This window comes from Paraburkholderia hiiakae (assembly GCF_904848665.1).
Taxonomy (GTDB): domain Bacteria; phylum Pseudomonadota; class Gammaproteobacteria; order Burkholderiales; family Burkholderiaceae; genus Paraburkholderia; species Paraburkholderia hiiakae.
The window spans coordinates 1-17,392 of sequence record NZ_CAJHCQ010000046.1 but is presented as its reverse complement, the minus strand read 5'-3'; the positions used below and the strand labels follow the sequence as shown (position 1 = coordinate 17,392).

The 17,392-nt window shown below is 62.8% G+C and carries 14 protein-coding genes and 2 pseudogenes; 7 read left to right on the top strand and 9 right to left on the bottom strand.

Annotation, left to right across the window (positions count from 1 at the left end):
• Positions 1 to 169: 169 nt before the first annotated feature.
• From gnd to JMY28_RS38540, 9 genes and pseudogenes are all read right to left on the bottom strand, one after another.
• Positions 170 to 1,195, bottom strand: a complete 1,026-nt coding sequence (gene gnd, locus JMY28_RS38575) for a phosphogluconate dehydrogenase (NAD(+)-dependent, decarboxylating) (protein WP_201701114.1) — start codon at positions 1,193 to 1,195, stop codon at positions 170 to 172.
• A gap of 490 nt (positions 1,196 to 1,685) precedes the next feature.
• A pseudogene (locus JMY28_RS39630) lies at positions 1,686 to 1,910 on the bottom strand (hypothetical protein); the annotation flags it as partial.
• A gap of 15 nt (positions 1,911 to 1,925) precedes the next feature.
• Positions 1,926 to 2,090, bottom strand: a pseudogene (locus JMY28_RS38570) (co-chaperone GroES); the annotation flags it as partial.
• A 261-nt stretch (positions 2,091 to 2,351) separates the two neighbouring features.
• Complete coding sequence (locus tag JMY28_RS38565) at positions 2,352 to 4,367, bottom strand: family 2A encapsulin nanocompartment cargo protein cysteine desulfurase (protein WP_201701112.1); 2,016 nt, start codon at positions 4,365 to 4,367, stop codon at positions 2,352 to 2,354.
• On the bottom strand, positions 4,342 to 5,274 hold the full coding sequence (locus tag JMY28_RS38560) for a family 2A encapsulin nanocompartment shell protein (RefSeq protein ID WP_028213917.1): 933 nt from the start codon (positions 5,272 to 5,274) through the stop codon (positions 4,342 to 4,344). The genes JMY28_RS38565 and JMY28_RS38560 overlap by 26 nt, the downstream gene beginning before the upstream one ends.
• A gap of 185 nt (positions 5,275 to 5,459) precedes the next feature.
• Positions 5,460 to 5,723 (bottom strand): helix-turn-helix domain-containing protein, encoded by a 264-nt coding sequence (locus JMY28_RS38555; RefSeq protein WP_201701111.1) that lies wholly within the window; start codon positions 5,721 to 5,723, stop codon positions 5,460 to 5,462.
• On the bottom strand, positions 5,720 to 6,694 hold the full coding sequence (epsC, locus tag JMY28_RS38550) for a serine O-acetyltransferase EpsC (protein WP_201701110.1): 975 nt from the start codon (positions 6,692 to 6,694) through the stop codon (positions 5,720 to 5,722). Before epsC ends, JMY28_RS38555 begins: the two co-directional genes overlap by 4 nt.
• 57 nt (positions 6,695 to 6,751) lie before the next feature.
• Positions 6,752 to 7,219, bottom strand: coding sequence for a rhodanese-like domain-containing protein (locus tag JMY28_RS38545; protein WP_201701109.1), 468 nt, complete (start codon positions 7,217 to 7,219; stop codon positions 6,752 to 6,754).
• A gap of 198 nt (positions 7,220 to 7,417) precedes the next feature.
• Entirely contained in the window at positions 7,418 to 8,953 is a 1,536-nt protein-coding gene (locus JMY28_RS38540; RefSeq protein ID WP_201701115.1) for an ABC transporter substrate-binding protein, read from the bottom strand.
• Positions 8,954 to 9,457: 504 nt separating this feature from the next.
• On the opposite strand from JMY28_RS38540, the gene JMY28_RS38535 reads away from it, so the two are divergent.
• The 7 genes from JMY28_RS38535 (at position 9,458) to JMY28_RS38505 (ending at position 17,092) form a co-directional block, all read left to right on the top strand.
• Positions 9,458 to 10,348, top strand: coding sequence for a CmcJ/NvfI family oxidoreductase (locus tag JMY28_RS38535; RefSeq protein ID WP_201701108.1), 891 nt, complete (start codon positions 9,458 to 9,460; stop codon positions 10,346 to 10,348).
• 528 nt (positions 10,349 to 10,876) lie between these two features.
• Positions 10,877 to 11,656 carry an amino acid ABC transporter substrate-binding protein gene (locus JMY28_RS38530; RefSeq protein ID WP_201701107.1) on the top strand — a complete coding sequence of 260 codons (780 nt, stop codon included), beginning with the start codon at positions 10,877 to 10,879 and terminating at the stop codon, positions 11,654 to 11,656.
• A gap of 14 nt (positions 11,657 to 11,670) precedes the next feature.
• Positions 11,671 to 12,348, top strand: coding sequence for an amino acid ABC transporter permease (locus JMY28_RS38525; protein ID WP_201701106.1), 678 nt, complete (start codon positions 11,671 to 11,673; stop codon positions 12,346 to 12,348).
• A complete protein-coding gene (locus JMY28_RS38520; protein ID WP_201701105.1) occupies positions 12,348 to 13,118 on the top strand; it encodes an amino acid ABC transporter ATP-binding protein in 771 nt (256 codons plus the stop codon). The genes JMY28_RS38525 and JMY28_RS38520 overlap by 1 nt, the downstream gene beginning before the upstream one ends.
• Positions 13,119 to 13,682: 564 nt before the next feature.
• Positions 13,683 to 15,344: an ABC-F family ATP-binding cassette domain-containing protein gene (locus JMY28_RS38515; RefSeq protein WP_201701104.1), complete on the top strand. Its 1,662-nt coding sequence runs from the start codon at positions 13,683 to 13,685 to the stop codon at positions 15,342 to 15,344.
• A gap of 260 nt (positions 15,345 to 15,604) precedes the next feature.
• Positions 15,605 to 16,171, top strand: coding sequence for a TetR/AcrR family transcriptional regulator (locus JMY28_RS38510; protein WP_201701103.1), 567 nt, complete (start codon positions 15,605 to 15,607; stop codon positions 16,169 to 16,171).
• Between the two features lie 57 nt (positions 16,172 to 16,228).
• Positions 16,229 to 17,092, top strand: coding sequence for an SDR family NAD(P)-dependent oxidoreductase (locus tag JMY28_RS38505; RefSeq protein ID WP_201701102.1), 864 nt, complete (start codon positions 16,229 to 16,231; stop codon positions 17,090 to 17,092).
• Positions 17,093 to 17,392 lie beyond the last annotated feature (300 nt).

Sequence of the window (17,392 nt, the reverse complement as noted above, 5' to 3'; positions counted from 1 at the left end):
AACACGGAATGGAGATCAAACCCGGGAAAGACAGAAGCAAACCTCTCTAAAACCGGACATTTCTATTGAGCCGGAGACCAGACATCTCTATCTGGCCATGACATTAATTGTTAGGGCTTTTTTGAAATGTTCCCTTTTGAATTGCCCGTAGCGCCCGGCCATCACCCCGTTACCCAGTCGAAGAACCTGATTTTTCCGCATGACCGCCAAAGTCCTTGCGCATCGCAGAGAGCACGCGATTCGCGAAGTCCGCTTCGCCGCGCGACGTGAAGCGCGAAAAAAGCGCGGCACTCAGCACCGGCGCGGGCACGCCTTCGTCGATTGCGGCATCGATCGTCCAACGGCCCTCACCTGAGTCCGACACACGGCCCGCATAGTCTTTCAAATCGCCGTCGCGCGACAACGTACCCGTGATCAGGTCAAGCAGCCACGAGCTGATCACGCTGCCGCGCCTCCAGACTTCGGCGATATCGCCCAGATTCAGGTCGTACCGATAGAACTGCGGATCGCGCAGCGGCGACGTTTCCGCATCGATTTCGCGCGACTGGTTGCCCGCGTTCGCGTGATGCAAGATGTTCATCCCCTCCGCATACGCGGCCATCATTCCGTATTCGATGCCGTTGTGGACCATCTTGACGAAATGGCCCGCACCTTGCGGCCCGCAGTGCAGGAAGCCTTGCTCGGCCGTGCTGTCGTCCTCCTGACGCCCGGCAGTGCGCTGCGCGGCAGCGACGCCCGGCGCGAGCGCTACAAACACAGGTTCGAGATGCTTCACGATGTCTTTCTCGCCGCCAATCATCAGGCAATAGCCGCGTTCACGGCCCGCGACGCCGCCGCTCGTGCCAACATCGACGTAATGCAGTTTTCGCGCGCCGAGCTCGCCGCCGCGGCGGATGTCATCGTGGTAGTGAGAGTTGCCTCCGTCGATCACGATATCGCCGGGCTCCAGCAGCGGCACCAGCTTTTCGAGCGTTGAATCGACAACGGCGGCCGGCACCATCAACCACACCGCTCGCGGCTTCGCCAGCCTGGCGACCAGATCGTCGAGCGACGACGCGCCGACCATTCCTTCCTGCTGGAGGCGCTGCACCGCTGCTGGCTGGACATCGAACACGATGCACTGCTGGCCGCCTTTCGAAAGCCGCCGCGCCATGTCGGCGCCCATACGGCCCAGTCCAATCATTCCGAGTTGCATGTTCCGCTCCTGATAATGTGGGTTGAGCGAAATCGCGCGCTGGTCGCCGGCGTGCCATAAGCAGCATTGGGCCGTCGATCGGCGCGCGTACGCGAAAGCGCACGACAGGGAGAATAGTTTCGTCCGGCGGGTTCATTGGCGCAGGTGACGCACCCATCTTGTCCTCCGGCACGGACCAGCACTTTGATTCGAGCGCTTCGGCTACATCTTGCCACCTTCGTGGCCGGTGTCGATGTTGGGATCGGGGGGCGGCCCATCCGGGTCTTCCGATGGACCGATGTCAGGAAGATCGATCTGCACCACATCGGCTGATCGGGGCAGATCAGGTTTTCGTCCTTGTTCGGTGTGGTTTCTGGCTTCACCTGCTCGCGGAGAGATTTCCGGGAGCTGAATGGCGGCGCGTGAGCCATTCTTCGTGGATGACCACGAGCCTCGGACATTCCGCTGCGCCGAGCGTGACAATCGCGAGATAGTCGTCGGAGAGGCGAATCTAGACGAGGCTGACACACGCGCTCGCCAACCCGGTAAGGCTGACTGCGACGACCACGCCGTCCTTCCGCGGCCTCCCCCGTAGCCCGGTAAGCAGCCGAGAAGCCGAGATCGGCGCCGCCGGAGCCGCCGCCGTGGCGGCTTTGGGCGCCTCGTGCACCGTCGCATCGGTCGTGAGTAGCAGCCCTGCCACGGAAGCGGCGTTTTGCAGCGCGGTGCGCGTAACTCATGCCAGCTAAAGAACGCGGCGGCCGTCGCTGTCGTGGCGGCCAGGTCTGACGGCGAGCACTTCGCCCTGATCGGGCTTTTCGGCGGCGCTGTCGGGAATGACGAGGCCCGATGCAGTACGGGTTTCCTGGTCGAGTCGTTTGACGATCACACGATCATGCAAGGGGCGCAGGCTCATGGGCGCCTTTCTCCGAAGTGCTCTCGATGAGATTGGCACTCGCCACGTGCGAGTGCTGATGGGAAGCCCAGTATAGAAAGCCCGCGAGAGGCGCTCCAATAACGAATTGGCAGATGGATATCTCGCGAGCGCGGCTATGAATATGGCGGTGACGCGGCTCGCAGTTTGCGGGCGCGACGATGGAGAGGATGGATGCGCGGGCCACAGGACAACCCGCGCAACAAGGAGAAACCGCGGGGCGCCTGGGGCCCCGCGGTTGTGTTACTGGCGCGGCGCCAGAGCGCGGACGACAGATACCAGCGCATCGACCTCCGCGCAGGTGTTGTAGAACGCAAGTGATGGCCGAACGGTCGCTTCGAGGCCGAAGCGTCGCAATATCGGCTGCGCGCAGTGATGCCCGGCGCGTACGGCAATGCCTTCGCGGCTCAACGCCTGCCCTACCTCCTCGGTCGTATAGCCCTTCAGCACGAACGAGAGCACGCTTGCCTTGTCGCGCGCCGTACCGACGAGACGCACGCCCGGCACCGGTGCAAGCACGCTCGTTGCATACGCAAGCAGGTCGTGCTCGTACCGCGCGATGTTCTCGATGCCGATACGGCTCACGTAGTCGAGCGCCGCACCAAGCCCGACGGCATCGGCAATATTGCCGGTGCCGGCTTCGAAGCGCGCGGGCGCCCCATGGAACACAGTTTTTTCGAACGTGACGTCCTGGATCATGTTGCCGCCGCCTTGCCACGGCGGCATGGCTTCGAGCACCTCGCGTTTGCCGTACACGACGCCGATACCGGTCGGCCCGTAGATCTTGTGGCCCGAAAACACGAAGAAGTCGGCGTCGAGCGCCTGCACATCCACCCGCATGTGCGAGATCGACTGGGCGCCATCGACGAGCGCTCGCGCGCCCGCGCGATGCGCGAGTTCCACGATTTCCTGCACCGGCACCACCGTGCCGAGCGCGTTCGATACCTGCGTCACCGAAACGATTTTCGTGCGGTCGTTGAGCAGCTTGCGATACTCGTCGAGCAGCACCTGGCCCGAGTCGTCGACGGGAATCACGCGCAGCTTCGCACCCTTAAGCGCCGCGAGCTGCTGCCAGGGCACGATGTTCGCGTGGTGTTCGAGATGCGAGACGATGATCTCGTCGCCTTCGCCGACGTTCTGCACGCCCCACGACTTCGCGATCAGGTTGATCGCCTCCGTCGTGCCGCGCACGAACACGATCTCCTCGGGCGCTGCGGCGCCGATGAAGCGCTGCACCGTTTTGCGCGCATGCTCGTAGGCGTCGGTTGCGCGCGCGGCCAGTGCATGCGCGGCGCGGTGAATGTTCGAGTTCTCATGCGAGTAAAAGTACGCGAGCCGGTCGATGACGGCCTGCGGCTTGTGCGTCGTGGCAGCATTGTCGAACCAGACCAGTTGCTTGCCGTTCACGCGCTCCTGCAGGATCGGAAAGTCGCGACGCACCGCATTGACGTCGAACGGCGGATGGGCGCTGCGCGCCACGTCGCCTTGGGCCGTGGCGTTTTCCCGCCCCGCCAGAAAGTAGCGGCCTGCACCGTCGTGCGCGCCGTACTCCGGACGATTGAGCGTGAGCAGCCCATGTAGCGATTCGTCACCTGGCAGTCCGAATGTCTCCGGCGCGGCGCGGCCATGCGCGGGCACCACGATCTCCTGAGCCTCGCGTTGCCAGCCGTGCCCAGCCGAATCCGTGAAATAGAACGGCGAGCGCTCGCCGGCCCCGGCTTTGGCCTCGGCGGCGGGTACTGGTCCGGCGGGCTCGGCCGCCGCATACGCCTGCGGCACGCCAAGCAGCGCGCCGCCCACGCGCGGCTCCAGCGCAGGCGCGATCGATACCGCGTTGTCCGGCAGGCCGTTCGCAGCGGCCGCGTGCGGCGCAAGCGCGGGCGCGCGGTTGCCGAGCGCGAGTACATGTGTCGGCGCGGAAGGCGCGAGATTGGCGCCCGGCACCTTGCCTTGCGGCAGTTCCAGGCCCGGCACGCCAGTGCCTGTGCCGCCAGGCCCCGCGAGCGGCGAGCCCGCCGGCGCGGGATTGCTGAGCGAGGCGAGTATCGGCGCGGCCGCCGGCAACGCGGAAGGCACGCCGCCCACCGCGCCGCTGCCGGCCGCCACGCCCGGCGCCCCCGCACTGCCAGGCAGCGTACTGAAGAACTCGTTGGCGAGCCGCGCGAGCGTCGCCGGGTCCGGCAGTCCGCCCGGCAGCGGAGCGTGCGCACCCGCTTGCGGCAGCGCCGCCGGATTAACGGTAGGTGTCAGGGTAGTCATGGTACTTGCCGATCTCCACGTCATCGAGGACAGCCAGCGCATCCGGCGAATGGACCGCGAGCGAGCAATACAGGGAGATCAGGTACGACGCGATCGCCTGATTGTTGATGCCCATGAAGCGCACCGAGAGCCCCGGCCCCTGCTCGCCTGCCACACCGGGTTGATACAGGCCCACCACGCCCTGGCGCTTGTCGCCCACGCGCAGCAGCAGGATCTTGGTCTTGCCGTCGGCGACCGGCACCTTGTCGGACGGAATCAGCGGAATGCCGCGCCACGTGAGGAACTGCGAGCCGAACAGGCTGACCGTCGGCGGCGGCACCCCGCGGCGCGTGCATTCGCGGCCAAACGCCGCGATCGCTAGCGGATGCGTGAGGAAGAACGCGGGCTCCTTCCAGACTTTCGTGAGCAGTTCGTCGAGATCGTCGGGTGTGGGCGCGCCTGTGAGCGGGAAGATGCGTTGCTCTTCCTCGACGTTCGCCAGCAGGCCGTAGTCGGGATTATTGATGAGCTGGCTTTCCTGCAACTCCTTGATCGTCTCGATCGTGAGTCGCAGCTGCTCCTTGATCTGGTCGTGCGGACTGCTATAGAGGTCGGAGATACGCGTGTGAACGTCGAGCACCGTGCTCACCGCATTGAGGAAATACTCGCGCGGCTGCTCTTCGTACGGCACGAACGTCGTGGGCAGCGTGCCTTCGTCTTCGCGCGCCGTGCAGGTTGCGCGCACTGCTTCGGGATCCTTAACGCGATTCAGACGATAGATGCCTGCTTCGACCGGCACCCATTGCAGCAGGTGCGTAAGCCAGCGCGGCGTGATCGTGGAAAGCTGCGGGACGGTCTTGGTGGCATTCGCCAGTTGCCGCGCGGCGTTATCGCCAAGCGCGTTCTGGCCGCTCAGAGTCGTGGACATGTAGGAGGGCTCCGGTTACTTATAACGAAAACTGCATTGCTTATGAGGACAGCAGATTATGGGAAGCCCTTATGCGCGGTTCAACCGGCTATAGGCGTCAAGGGACAGCAAGACGTGCAGCCGAACAGCGGCAGGCGGCAGCCGTGCGATGTCGTGTGGCACAAGAAAACATCGGAAAGAAGCGCTTACTGCCTCAGGGTGCGGCCTGGCAGCGCGACGGCGCTCGCCACGCCAGCCACCCCGCCAACGAGCAACTCGCCGATGCTCACACCCAGCGCGTGTGCGAGCTTTTCCACCGTGACGATCGAAGCGATGGCCGTACCGCGCTCGATTTCGCCGACATAGGTGCGGTTCAGCCCGGCATGCTCGGCGAGCCGCTCCTGCGACCATGCGTGCGCCTCGCGCAAACGCCGCACGGTGGCGCCGAAGTCGTGAACGATGGCGCTCATCGCGGTGCGTCCGCTGTCATCGCAAACGACGCGGGCGTCCCGGCCTCGGCGGGAGCGCCCGCAAGCGGCGCGCGCGTTTCGTGGCGCGAGATCGCCTGGGTGACGTGAGCGCCGGGCGGCACGTTCTCGGTCAGCCAGACGTTCCCGCCGATGACGGTGCCGCGGCCGAGCGTGACGCGCCCGAGAATCGTGGCGCCTGCGTAGATCACGACATCGTCTTCGACAATGGGATGGCGAGCCAGGCCCTTCTCGAGATTGCCAGCCGCGTCGCGTGGAAACCGTTTCGCACCGAGTGTCACGGCCTGATACACGCGAACCCTCTCACCGATGATCGCGGTTTCTCCGATCACGACGCCCGTGCCATGATCGATGAAGAACGCGCTGCCGATCTGCGCGCCCGGATGGATGTCGATGCCCGTGGCGGCGTGCGCCAACTCCGAAATAATGCGCGCGAGCAGCGGCAGCCCGAGCCGATACAACTCGTGCGCAAGCCGGTGATGCGTGATGGCGAGCACGCCGGGGTAGCAAAGCAGCACCTCGTCCACGCTGCCCGCGGCGGGGTCGCCATTGAACGCGGCAAGCACGTCGGTGTCGAGCAGTGCACGGATAGCGGGCAAGCGCTGGGCGAATGCGCGCACGGCAGCCAGCGCGCGCGCATCGATCTCGCCGGAGTCGGCCTGAGCATGTCGCGCCTTGTAGCGCAGCTCGAGGCGCGCCTGCGCGAGCAGTGCGTGCAGCGCTGCGTCGAGTGCGTGGCCAACGTAGAAGTTCTCGCTCTCCTGGCGCAGATCCGGCGGCCCGAGCCGCATGGGGAACAGCACACCCTTGAGCGTTTCGATGACCTCGGCCAGCGCTTCGCGCGCCGGCAGGTCGCGCCCTCCCGGCTCCAGCGCGCGCCGCTGTAGTTCGCGCCATTGTTGTCGCACGCCCTGTAGCGCGTCGACGATCTCAGCTACATGAAATACAGTCACGCCAGTTCTCTCTTCGTTGTCCGTTTGAATGATCCGGCGCGCGGAGGGCAGTCCCTTCTAGTCCTGCACCCACGGCAGGCCATGAAAACGCCAGCCGTTGCTCGAGCCGCGATGCCCCGCCTCGTCCAGTTCGCCTTCGAAGCCTTCGGCTACGTTGAACACATGTGCAAAGCCCGCCTTGGCGGCCGCCTCTGCGGCCTGCGCAGAGCGGTTGCCGCTGCGGCACAGCAGCACGACCGCGACGCCTTTACCCGTCTTCGCCTCCAACTCGCGCACGAAGCGTGGGTTGCGCGTGAAGCTCGTTCCGGTAGCCCAGGCAACATGTAAGGTATCGGGCACGTGGCCGACGAACTTGCGCTCCTCGCTGGTGCGCACATCCACGAGTACCGCTTCATCCGCCTGGTGGAGCGCCCACGCCTGCTGCGGCGTCACACTTCCCGCATAGGGCAGCCCGGCCGCCTGCGCGTTGCCGCGCGCCGCTTCGAGATCCGCGTGCAGCGGCTTTTCCTGCAATTCCACTGTCATCAGTGCCTCCATGTCATGTTGGCGGCACCCAACAGAACCTTTCACGGGCTGCCGCCTTTAGCCATCTGGATTCCACTATGCGGGCAACGTCTCGCGCTTCCAACCAACTAAAAATGCTATCCAAATGCGCATACATGTCAGATGCAATTGCGCCAGTTCGGGAGCGATCGCAGAAAAGCCGGGCTGCGCGCCCGCCGATCAGGGAACGATATAAAGGTCGGAGAAATTGCCGCGCAGCCCCTCGCCAGTGGGTGCGTAATTCTTCACCTTGGTGGAAACGATCGTGATGTTCGGATTCGCGCCGAACTCGATCGACGGAATGTCGTCGTGCACGATCTGTTGAAAGCGGATGAACAACTGGCGGCGCTTGTCCGGATCGGTTTCGACCGAAGCGGCCTCGAGCAGTTGGTCGACCTCCGGATTCGCATAGTGAGCGGCGTTCGAGAACGGCAAGCCAATCTTGAAGTTCTTCGACCAGAAAACGCGCTGTACGCCAACGGTCGGGTCGAACGTGTTCGAGAGCGCCTCGAGCGTGATGTCGAATGCGCGATCCGTATAGGCCTTCTTCACGTACGTGGCAAAGTCATAGCTCTGAATCTGGGCGTCAATGCCAATGCGCGCAAGTGACTGGCGTACGAAGTCGGCGGCACGCGGGTCCTGGAACGGGTTGTAGAGCAGCCGCAACGAAAAGCGCTTGCCATCCGGGCCCCGCTTCAGCCCCGCCGCGTCCAGCGCGGCGTTGGCCTGCGCGACATCGTAGGGAAAGTAGTGGATACCGGCGTCGTGATACTTCGTGTTCGCCGCGCCGATCGCGGCCGCGGACACCGTGCCGTAGCCATACCAGACCACGCGGTTCAACGCATTCACATCGACGGCCTGCGAAATCGCCTTGCGCACCGCCTTGTCCTTGAGCACCGGCGTGTCCAGATTGAAGATCAGCTGCTGGTGATTGCTGACGTAGGGCCAGTTAGTCGTATCGACGTGAAAATTCGGCAGCGTGCCGAAACGCTTGACGTCCGCGAGCGCAATAGCCTGATCGCCGAGATTGGCGGCGCCGGATTCGAGGGCCGCGGCTCGCGCACCGGCGTCTGGAATGAAACGGATGACGATTCTGTCGACATAAGGCTTCGGCTTGTCCCAGTAATCAGGATTACGAACCAGCAGGATGTGGTCGCCGGGCGCGAACTCCTTGAATACGAATGGCCCGGTGCCGATCGGCGCGCTATTGCGCGGGTTCGACAGAATGTCCGTACCCTCGTAAACGTGCTTCGGGATGATCGGCGACTCGGAGCCCGAGAGCGCCGTCAACAGGAACGGCGCAGGCTTCGAGAGTTCGATGATGGCGGTGTACGGGTCCGGGGTCTTGACGTCGACCACATTCGCGAAGGTGCTGCGCCCGCGCGGATTCACCTGCTTGAGCGTCAGGATCGAGAACGCGACATCGGCAGACGTGAACGGCTGGCCATCGTGCCAGCGTACGCCGTGGCGCAGCGTGAACCGATATTGCAACCCGTCTGCGCTGATCGACCAAGCCGTCGCGAGCAGCGGTTGGGGGTTGAGATCCTTGTTGTAGGTGAGCAGCCCTTCGACAACCTTCGGCCCAATCTCCGCATTGCCGCCTGCCGTGGTCGTCAAAGGCACGATCGATGCCGGCTCGGGCGTCACAATCCAGGTGAGCGTGCCCCCGCGGTTGGGCTCGGCCATCGTATGGGTACCCCACGCCATCGCGAACATCGCCAGGCCCACCTTTGCGATCCACGACTTCAAGCTGTTCCGTATCACGCGCACTCCCCGTCTTCGTTGTTGTGGAACTGGCGATAGTACGGCGCTCGATAGCGAACGGGAACGGAGAAAAAGAGATTTGCTTTTGCGCGCGAAGCGAGATATCTGCGCACCCAAAATCATGCCGCTTCGACCTCAGCGGGACTCCCGCTACGCCGTTTCTTTCACAGCATTCCTGATTCGACACGATCGCCGCTGGTGCTGCAAACACCGAGGCCTGCTGCGCTACCGATGCATCGTCAAGTCTCGGTGCGAATAACCATATGACGTTTCATTCTTTTCAAAAAGCGCGCGCGGCAACTAGCGTGGAAACGTCAAGAGTGAACGTTTTTCTTCTATTTCCACACCGATCGCATGGATTGGCGGGGTGGGTGCGAGCGCCGGCCTCGGCGCAGCGCCTTGGCACGGGAACTGGACCTGCGCCCATGGCGTGAACCGTTTTGATCTGGATAACTTATGAGCACGGTACTATCGGCGCCTCGAGCCTCCGCGCGAACGTCTGCCGTTGAGGCGGAACTCAACTATCTCGCACGAGGCAACACGAGGCCCGTTAACTACACGTTCGAACCGCCCGCGGGAACGCCGTGGAATTCGGGTTCACTCGATCCGCGACGCGTGACGATCCGCAACGCGCGCCCGCTCGCGGAGGCCGGGGAAATCTCGCTCGACCGCAACGGCTTCCAGCTCGTCTCGCATCGCAGTGCAGTGAACGACTTCAGCGATGACAGCCTGATACGACTCGCTTACCGTCCCGAAGCGGAGGCGTTATTGCGCGACATCACGGGGGCGGAAAAGGTCGTCATCTTCGACCATACGCTTCGCGACAGCGAAACCGGGTCACGCGCGAATGCCGCGCTTCGCGAGCCTGTGCGGCGCGTGCACAACGATCAGACCTTCGTTTCCGGACCGCGCCGCGTGCGCGAGCATCTCGACGCCGAAGAGGCGCAACAACGGCTCCGGCATCGCTTTGCGATCGTCAATCTGTGGCGGCCACTCAGCGTGGTGGAGCAACTTCCGCTCGCGCTGTGCGACGCGCGCTCGATTACGGCCGACGATCTCGTGCCGAGCGATCTCGTCTACCGCGACAAGACCGGCGAGACGTATTCGTTTCTCGCGAACCCGCAGCATCGCTGGTTCTTCTTTCCGCGCCTGCGTCCCGACGAAGTCCTGCTGCTGAAGATCTACGATTCGCTGGAGGATGGCACCGCTCGGCTCACGGCTCACACCGCGTTCGAAGATCCAACTAGTCCGGTTGACGCGCCTGCGCGACGCAGCATCGAATTGCGCGCGCTGCTGTTCTGGCCCGCGAGCAACGACACGCGCACGGGCGGACACGCTTCATCGTAGTGTTCATAAGCAATCCAAAGCAAATAAGTCAGGTGGTCTGTAGGGCGATCCTATACTCGTCGCATCGAGGGGCCGCCCATGTGCGGCCTCGCGGTCTGCCTCTCGCGCCCATCCAGCCATTGAAGCCGCTCTGGCGATAGGCCGCCCCGGAGACCCCGCACAGTTGAACGAAACGCTGCGCGCCTGGGAAGTGCCGAACGGGCGCTTCCGGCCCGCCGCGATTTCCGCCGAAGGCAGTTTTGCGTTCGCGGAATAACAGCATAGGCAAGCCACCCGGAACCCCGCGCGCCGCGCATGCCGTCTGGCACGCGGCAACCCGTGTGCGTCGCATTCCTGAATAGTTTTCTAACCGGCTGCGCGCAAGAGCATCCGCCGCGTCCGTGCCGGCGGCGCATTCGTCGTTATATTCCACCAGCGCATATGCATAGCGAATGTGGCTGTTTTGCGGCCACGCGCGCGCCTCGTAGAATCTGTCGGCTCGCGTTGACGTCGACGCTACCTGCCCTCTCACATCAAAATATTTCAATCATGAAAGCTATCCGCTCCGCCCTCCTTGCCACGCTCCTCGCAGTCGTCGCCACGGCGCCGGCTCTCGCCGCCGACGACCTCGCGCAAGTCAAGGCATCCGGTGTGTTTCGAGTCGGCACAGAAGGCACTTATGCGCCGTTCACTTACCACGATGAAACGGGCAAGCTGACCGGCTTCGACGTCGACATTGCCACGGCAATCGCGCAACGGATCGGCGTGAAGCCTCAGTTCGTCGAGGGTAAATGGGACGGCTTGATCGCGGGCCTCGACGTCAACCGCTACGACGCGGTCGTCAACGAGGTTTCGATTACCGATGCGCGCAAGGCGAAGTACGACTTTTCGACGCCCTATATCGCCACGCATGCCGTGCTGATCGTGCGTTCGGACAATACGACCATCCATTCGTTCGACGACCTGAAGGGCAAGAAGTCGGCCAATACGCTGACCAGCAACTTCGGCAAGCTTGCCGCCGCACATGGCGCGGATGTCGTGGCGGTTCAGGGCTTCAACGAATCGATCGATCTCCTGACTTCGGGCCGCGTGGATGCCACCGTCAACGACTCGCTCTCGTTCCTCGACTTCCAGAAGCACAAGCCTGACGCGAAGCTCAAGATCGCGGCCGCCGACACCTCGAGCGCCGACGATCAATCAGGCGTACTGATCCGCAAGGGCAGCCCGGAACTGCTCGCGGCCATCGACAAGGCGCTCGCGCAGATCAAGGCCGACGGCACCTACGCCCGTATCTCCCAGAAGTATTTCGGCAAAGACGTTTCGCAATAAGGCGGAGTTGAACCATGCCGGCATGGCTGCATTTGATGGCGCAATCGTTGTGGCCACTGCTTTACGCGGGACTGGTCTTCACCGTCCCGCTCACACTGGCTTCGTTTGCAACCGGCATGGTGCTCGCATTCGGCGCGGCGCTGGTACGCCTGTTCGGGCAACGCTGGGCGGTCGCCGCCGTGCGCTTCTATATCTGGCTTTTTCGCGGCTCGCCGCTGCTCGTGCAGCTATTCGTGATCTTCTATGGATTGCCCAACGTAGGCATCGTCCTCGATCCGTTGACGGCGGCCATCATCGGCTTCTCGCTCAACGTTGGCGCGTATAACGCGGAGGTCATTCGCGGCGTGATCGAATCGATTCCGCGTGGCCAGTGGGAAGCCGCCTATTCCATGAACATGACGCGCGCGCAGGCATTACGCCGCGCGATCCTGCCGCAAGCCCTACGCGTGGCGTTGCCCGCACTGTCGAACTCGTTCATATCGCTCGTGAAGGACACGTCCCTCGCCGCGGTGCTGACCGTGCCGGAAATCTTCCAGGCGGCGCAGCGCATCGCCGCTGTGACATACGAACCGCTGATCCTCTATACCGAGGCTGCCCTTGTCTACATGGTTTTCAGCTCCGTGCTCTCGCAGGCGCAAGGGCGGCTCGAAGCGCGTTACGGGCGCCATGCATTGTTTTCGCCGGGGCGTTGATGATTCGTATCGAGAAAGTCCACAAGTCGTTCGGCGAACACCGGGTTCTGTCCGATATCGACCTTACGCTCAAGTCCGGCAGCGTCACCGCGCTAATCGGTCCGTCCGGCAGCGGCAAGAGTACGCTGCTGCGCTGCATTAATCTGCTCGAAATGCCCGACGCCGGCGTACTGAGTGTGGGCGACACCCGTGTCGAGTTCGGCGGCGCACGCCGGCTCTCGCATACTGATATTGCTTCGGTGCGCCGGCACACGGGCATGGTGTTCCAGAACTTCCAGTTGTTTCCGCACCTGAGCGTCATCGAGAACGTGATGGAAGGACTGGTCACGGTGCTCAAATGGGAAAAGGAGCGCGCCCGCGAACGCGCAGCCACGCTCCTTGAGAAAGTCGGCATCGCACAGAAGGCGAACGCCTGGCCATCTACGCTATCGGGCGGTCAGCAGCAGCGCGTCGCGATCGCACGCGCGCTCGCCCCTTCGCCCCATGTGCTGCTGTGCGACGAACCGACCTCGGCGCTCGACCCTGAACTCTCCGCCGAAGTCGTAGAAGTGTTGAGGCAACTTGCCGAGGAAGGCACGACCATGTTGATGGCGACGCATGACTTGCGGCTGGCCGCTTCGGTTGCGCACGATGCTGTCTTCCTTAAGGACGGCGCGATCGTCGAGGCCGGGCCCTCGAATGAACTCTTCGTACGTCCGCAAGATGCGCGCACCGCACGCTTCGTCTCTACGCTCACGCAGATCTTGCCAACGTTGACAACGTACCGCTGATCGAGGTGCCACCGGATTCATCGTAACGCTCCACGGCGGACGGATCGGAGCGCGCTCTACCTGCACATCCCGGCGCCCGAGTTTTGCCTGAGAACAGAACACTCTGCGGGCGCGCCGCGCATCCCCACCCAGCTATAGTCGGACACGCGACATCCCAACCGCGTTGTAGCGTCGTTCCGCTCAGGCCCATGGGCCTGGGCCATGAGGCCGGCGAAGGAGGCTTATGACAAGGCGATCCAGCAACTCGACTTCCGTCTGCGTGAATGCCGCTTCGCGCCTGCGGGGTAAAACGGCCAGCCGATATCTCACTGCAAGCTGCCGTTCGAACCCTTGAAAGGCGAATCGCCGCTCAGAGTCGGTTATGGCGGTCCACATCGGGCGGCAGGCGCCCAAGCGCCGTCATTCACCGCGATGTTCGCTGACCCCGCAGCCGGTACGCCGGGGGCGCCGAGGCCTGCCTTCCTTTATTGCCGGTGGGCGCCGCGAAGCGCAAGCGGCTCAGAAAAAAGACAGCCCTGCACGTCCGGTCGGCTATCATGCCAATCTTCTCCGAAGTAGCTCCTTATGATTTCCGTCCGTAATCTCACACTGCGCCGCGGCGTCAATGTCGTACTCGACAACGCGTCCATCACCTTTACCCCGGGCGAAAAGATTGGTCTTGTCGGCCGCAATGGCGCCGGCAAGTCGTCCTTCTTCGGCCTTCTCAACGGCACGCTGCACGAAGATAGCGGCGAGTTCTCGATTCCCGCTGCGTGGAAGATGGGCCAGGTCGCGCAGGAGATGCCGGAGACCGAGCAGAGCGCGACCGACTTCGTAGTCGAGGGTGACACCGCGCTGCTGGCCGCGCAGGCCGAAGTAGCCGCCGCTGAGGCCAGCGACGACGGTATGCGCATGGCGCACGCCTACATGGAACTGCACGACGCCGGCGCGCACGATGCTCCCGCACGTGCCAAAGCGCTGATCCTGGGACTTGGCTTCAGTGATGCGCAGCTTAGCCAGCCGGTCAACAGTTTCTCCGGCGGCTGGCGCATGCGACTGCAGCTGGCGCGCGCGCTCATGTGCCCATCCGACCTGCTGCTGCTCGACGAGCCGACCAATCACCTCGACCTCGACGCGCTGGTCTGGCTGGAGGCCTGGCTCAAACGCTATCAGGGAACCCTCGTAGTGATCAGCCACGATCGCGAATTCCTCGACGCGGTGACGCAGGTGACGGTGCACGTCGACAACGCGAGGCTCGTGCGTTATGGCGGCAACTACAGCAAGTTCGAAGAGATGCGCGCTGAGCAGCTCGTGTTGCAGCAGGCCGCGATGGCCAGGCAGGCGGACAAGATCGCCCATCTGCAGAAATTCATCGACCGTTTCAAGGCCAAAGCCTCGAAGGCGAAGCAGGCGCAGAGCCGGGTCAAGGCGCTCGAACGCATGGAGAAGATCGCACCCGTGCTTGCCGACGCAGAGTTCACCTTCGAGTTCAAGGAGCCGCTCAACGTCCCCAACCCGCTGTTGTCGATGCTGGACGCGAGCTTCGGCTACCCGGCGCCGACCGACGCACTGCCGGGCACGCCGCCCACGGTCATCGTGCGGGGCATCAACCGATCCGTGCTGGCCGGGCAGCGCATCGGCATCCTCGGTGCCAATGGCCAGGGCAAGTCCACGCTGGTGAAGACGGTGGCGCACGCACTGGCGCCGATTGCTGGCGAAATCAGCGAAGGCAAAGGTCTGAACATCGGCTACTTCGCACAACAAGAACTCGACGTGCTGCGCCCGCTCGACACGCCGATGGAACACATGATCCGCCTTGCCAAAGACACGCCGCCGCATATGCGCGCGCCCGGGCAGAGTGGCACCGAACAATCGCTTCGCACCTTCCTCGGCACCTTCAACTTCAGTGGCGACATGGTCCATCAGGCGGTTAGCACGATGAGCGGCGGCGAAAAGGCCCGGCTCGTGCTGTGCATGATCGTGTGGCAGCGCCCCAACCTGCTGCTGCTCGACGAGCCTACCAACCACCTCGACCTGGCCACACGCGAAGCGCTAGGCATGGCGCTCAACGAATTCGAAGGTACGGTGATGCTGGTCAGTCACGACCGGGCCCTGTTGCGCGCCGTATGTGACGAGTTCTGGCTGGTCACCAAGGGCGGTGTCGAGCCCTTCGACGGCGATCTCGACGATTACCAGCAGTTCCTGCGCGACGAAGCCCGTCGCATACGCGAGCAGGCTGTCGCATAGCAGAAGGTCATCGCCTGAGATACCCTCAGGTGGGCGGCGGCCGTTGCATGGGAGGCGAAGCGCGGACGTTCGCCAACAACTTTAGCCAGGGTGCAGACAAGCGCGCCCCATTAGCAAGATATCGGCCAGTTTCTGCCGCTCAAGCCCCTCTGCTGGATCGTGCACAATCGAAATACCCAACACGAAGCGCTTGACAACTATCCGGCGATGAATAAAATGACTGACCAGACACTTATCAAAGAAGTTGGAGCGACCCAGCGATGGCCAGACCGAAAAGTGAGGCGCGCCGCCAGACGATCATCGATAGTGCGATCAAGCTGATCGCCCGCGAAGGCTTGGGGGCAGCTACGGCCGCCATCGCGAAAGATGCGGGCGTGCCTAATGGCTCCCTGTTTACGTATTTTCCGACCAAAGTCGAGCTGTTCAACGCGCTCTATACCGAGATTAAGGAAGAGTTGATTTCCACCGTTGACGATGGTCTATCGAACGCGGGGGACGAGCGCGAACAGTTGCTGCACGTGTGGGCGCGGTGGACTCGGTGGGGCGCAGCCAATGGCGAGAAGCGGCGAGTTCTCGCCCAGCTAAGCATGTCGGAGGACGTACTCGAATCGACAAAAATGGCGGGGTTTGCTGCCGCCCATCGGTCCGTCAACCTGATCCGTCAGGTTGCCCGTCACGGCGCGTTGCGGGGTCAGGATTCGGCGTTCGTCGGAGCAGTCGTGGAGTCCCTGGCGAACACGACGATGGATTTCATGAGTCGGAACCCGAAGCATGCCGAAGAGGTCTGCATGTCGACATTCGAGTTCCTGTGGAAAGCATTGCGATAAATTTTTTCTCATTTAAATGACTGTCTAGTCATACATTTAATGAAAAGGAAATTCAATATGTCTAGAGTTTGGCTAATTACTGGAAGCGGGAGCGGTCTGGGTCGAATTATTGCCGAGGCAGCTTTGGCCGCGGGAAACCACGTCGTCGCGACCGCCCGTAACGTCCGCAAGTTGGACGAACTGGTAGCGCAATACGGCGCGAACGTCCGGGCAGTCGAGCTCGACGTCACGGACGAGTCTCAAGGTCAGGCGGCCGTCGATGCAGCGATCGATGGCTTCGGGCGACTTGACGTGCTCGTGAACAATGCTGGATACGGGGATACACGTCCGTTCGAGCAGGTTCCCTCGAACGAGTTTCGCCGACTGGTCGAGACGTGCTTTTTCGGTGTCGTGAATCTCACGCGCGCGGCGCTTCCGATCATGCGGCGGCAGCGCAGCGGACACATCATTCAGATTTCTTCGTTGGGTGGTCGTACGGCGTTCCCGGGCAACGCGGCCTATTTCGCGTCGAAGTGGGCCGTCGGTGGCTTCACCGAAGGTCTGGCGCAGGAGACTGCACCGTTCGGCGTCAAGGTTACCGCGCTTGAGCCGGGTGGAATGCGTACCAATTGGGGAAAGCGTGCGAACGCAGACCGACCGGTCTTATTGCCAGATTACGAACCCTCGGTCGGTGCAAGCGTGAAACAGCTGGAGGGCTATTGGGGCAATGAGTCTGGGGACCCCATCAAAGTTGCACAGGTTATTCTCCGGATCGCCGACACGGAGACAGTGCCGCCGCACATTCTGCTTGGAAGCGATGCTTTCCATTTGGCGCGTCAGGCGGAGCAAGCAAGAGCAGCCGATGCAGATCGTTGGCAAGCGGTCAGCGTCTCAACTGACGTAGGTGCTTTCGGTTCCATTCCGACGTTTCCGACGTATTGAATGGCCTTAAGCATTGCAAACTATCCTGAGCAGCCGCTTTGAGGAAAGGCGACTGGCTGAAACGGGTCGATGCGGTACAAATGTAAGTTAGCAGTTCGAGATGCACCGGAATTAACCATTTTGCAGCGTCCCCTACGCTGGAAGTGGATGAGGCTGGTGGAGCGCGCGAAATTCAGGATTTACGACGCCCAAACGCCAGAACCCCGGTTCTCGTTGAGAGAGACCGGGGTTCTGGACGTTACAGCATAAGGAGCCTGACGATTACCTACTTTCACACGGGCAATCCGCACTATCATCGGC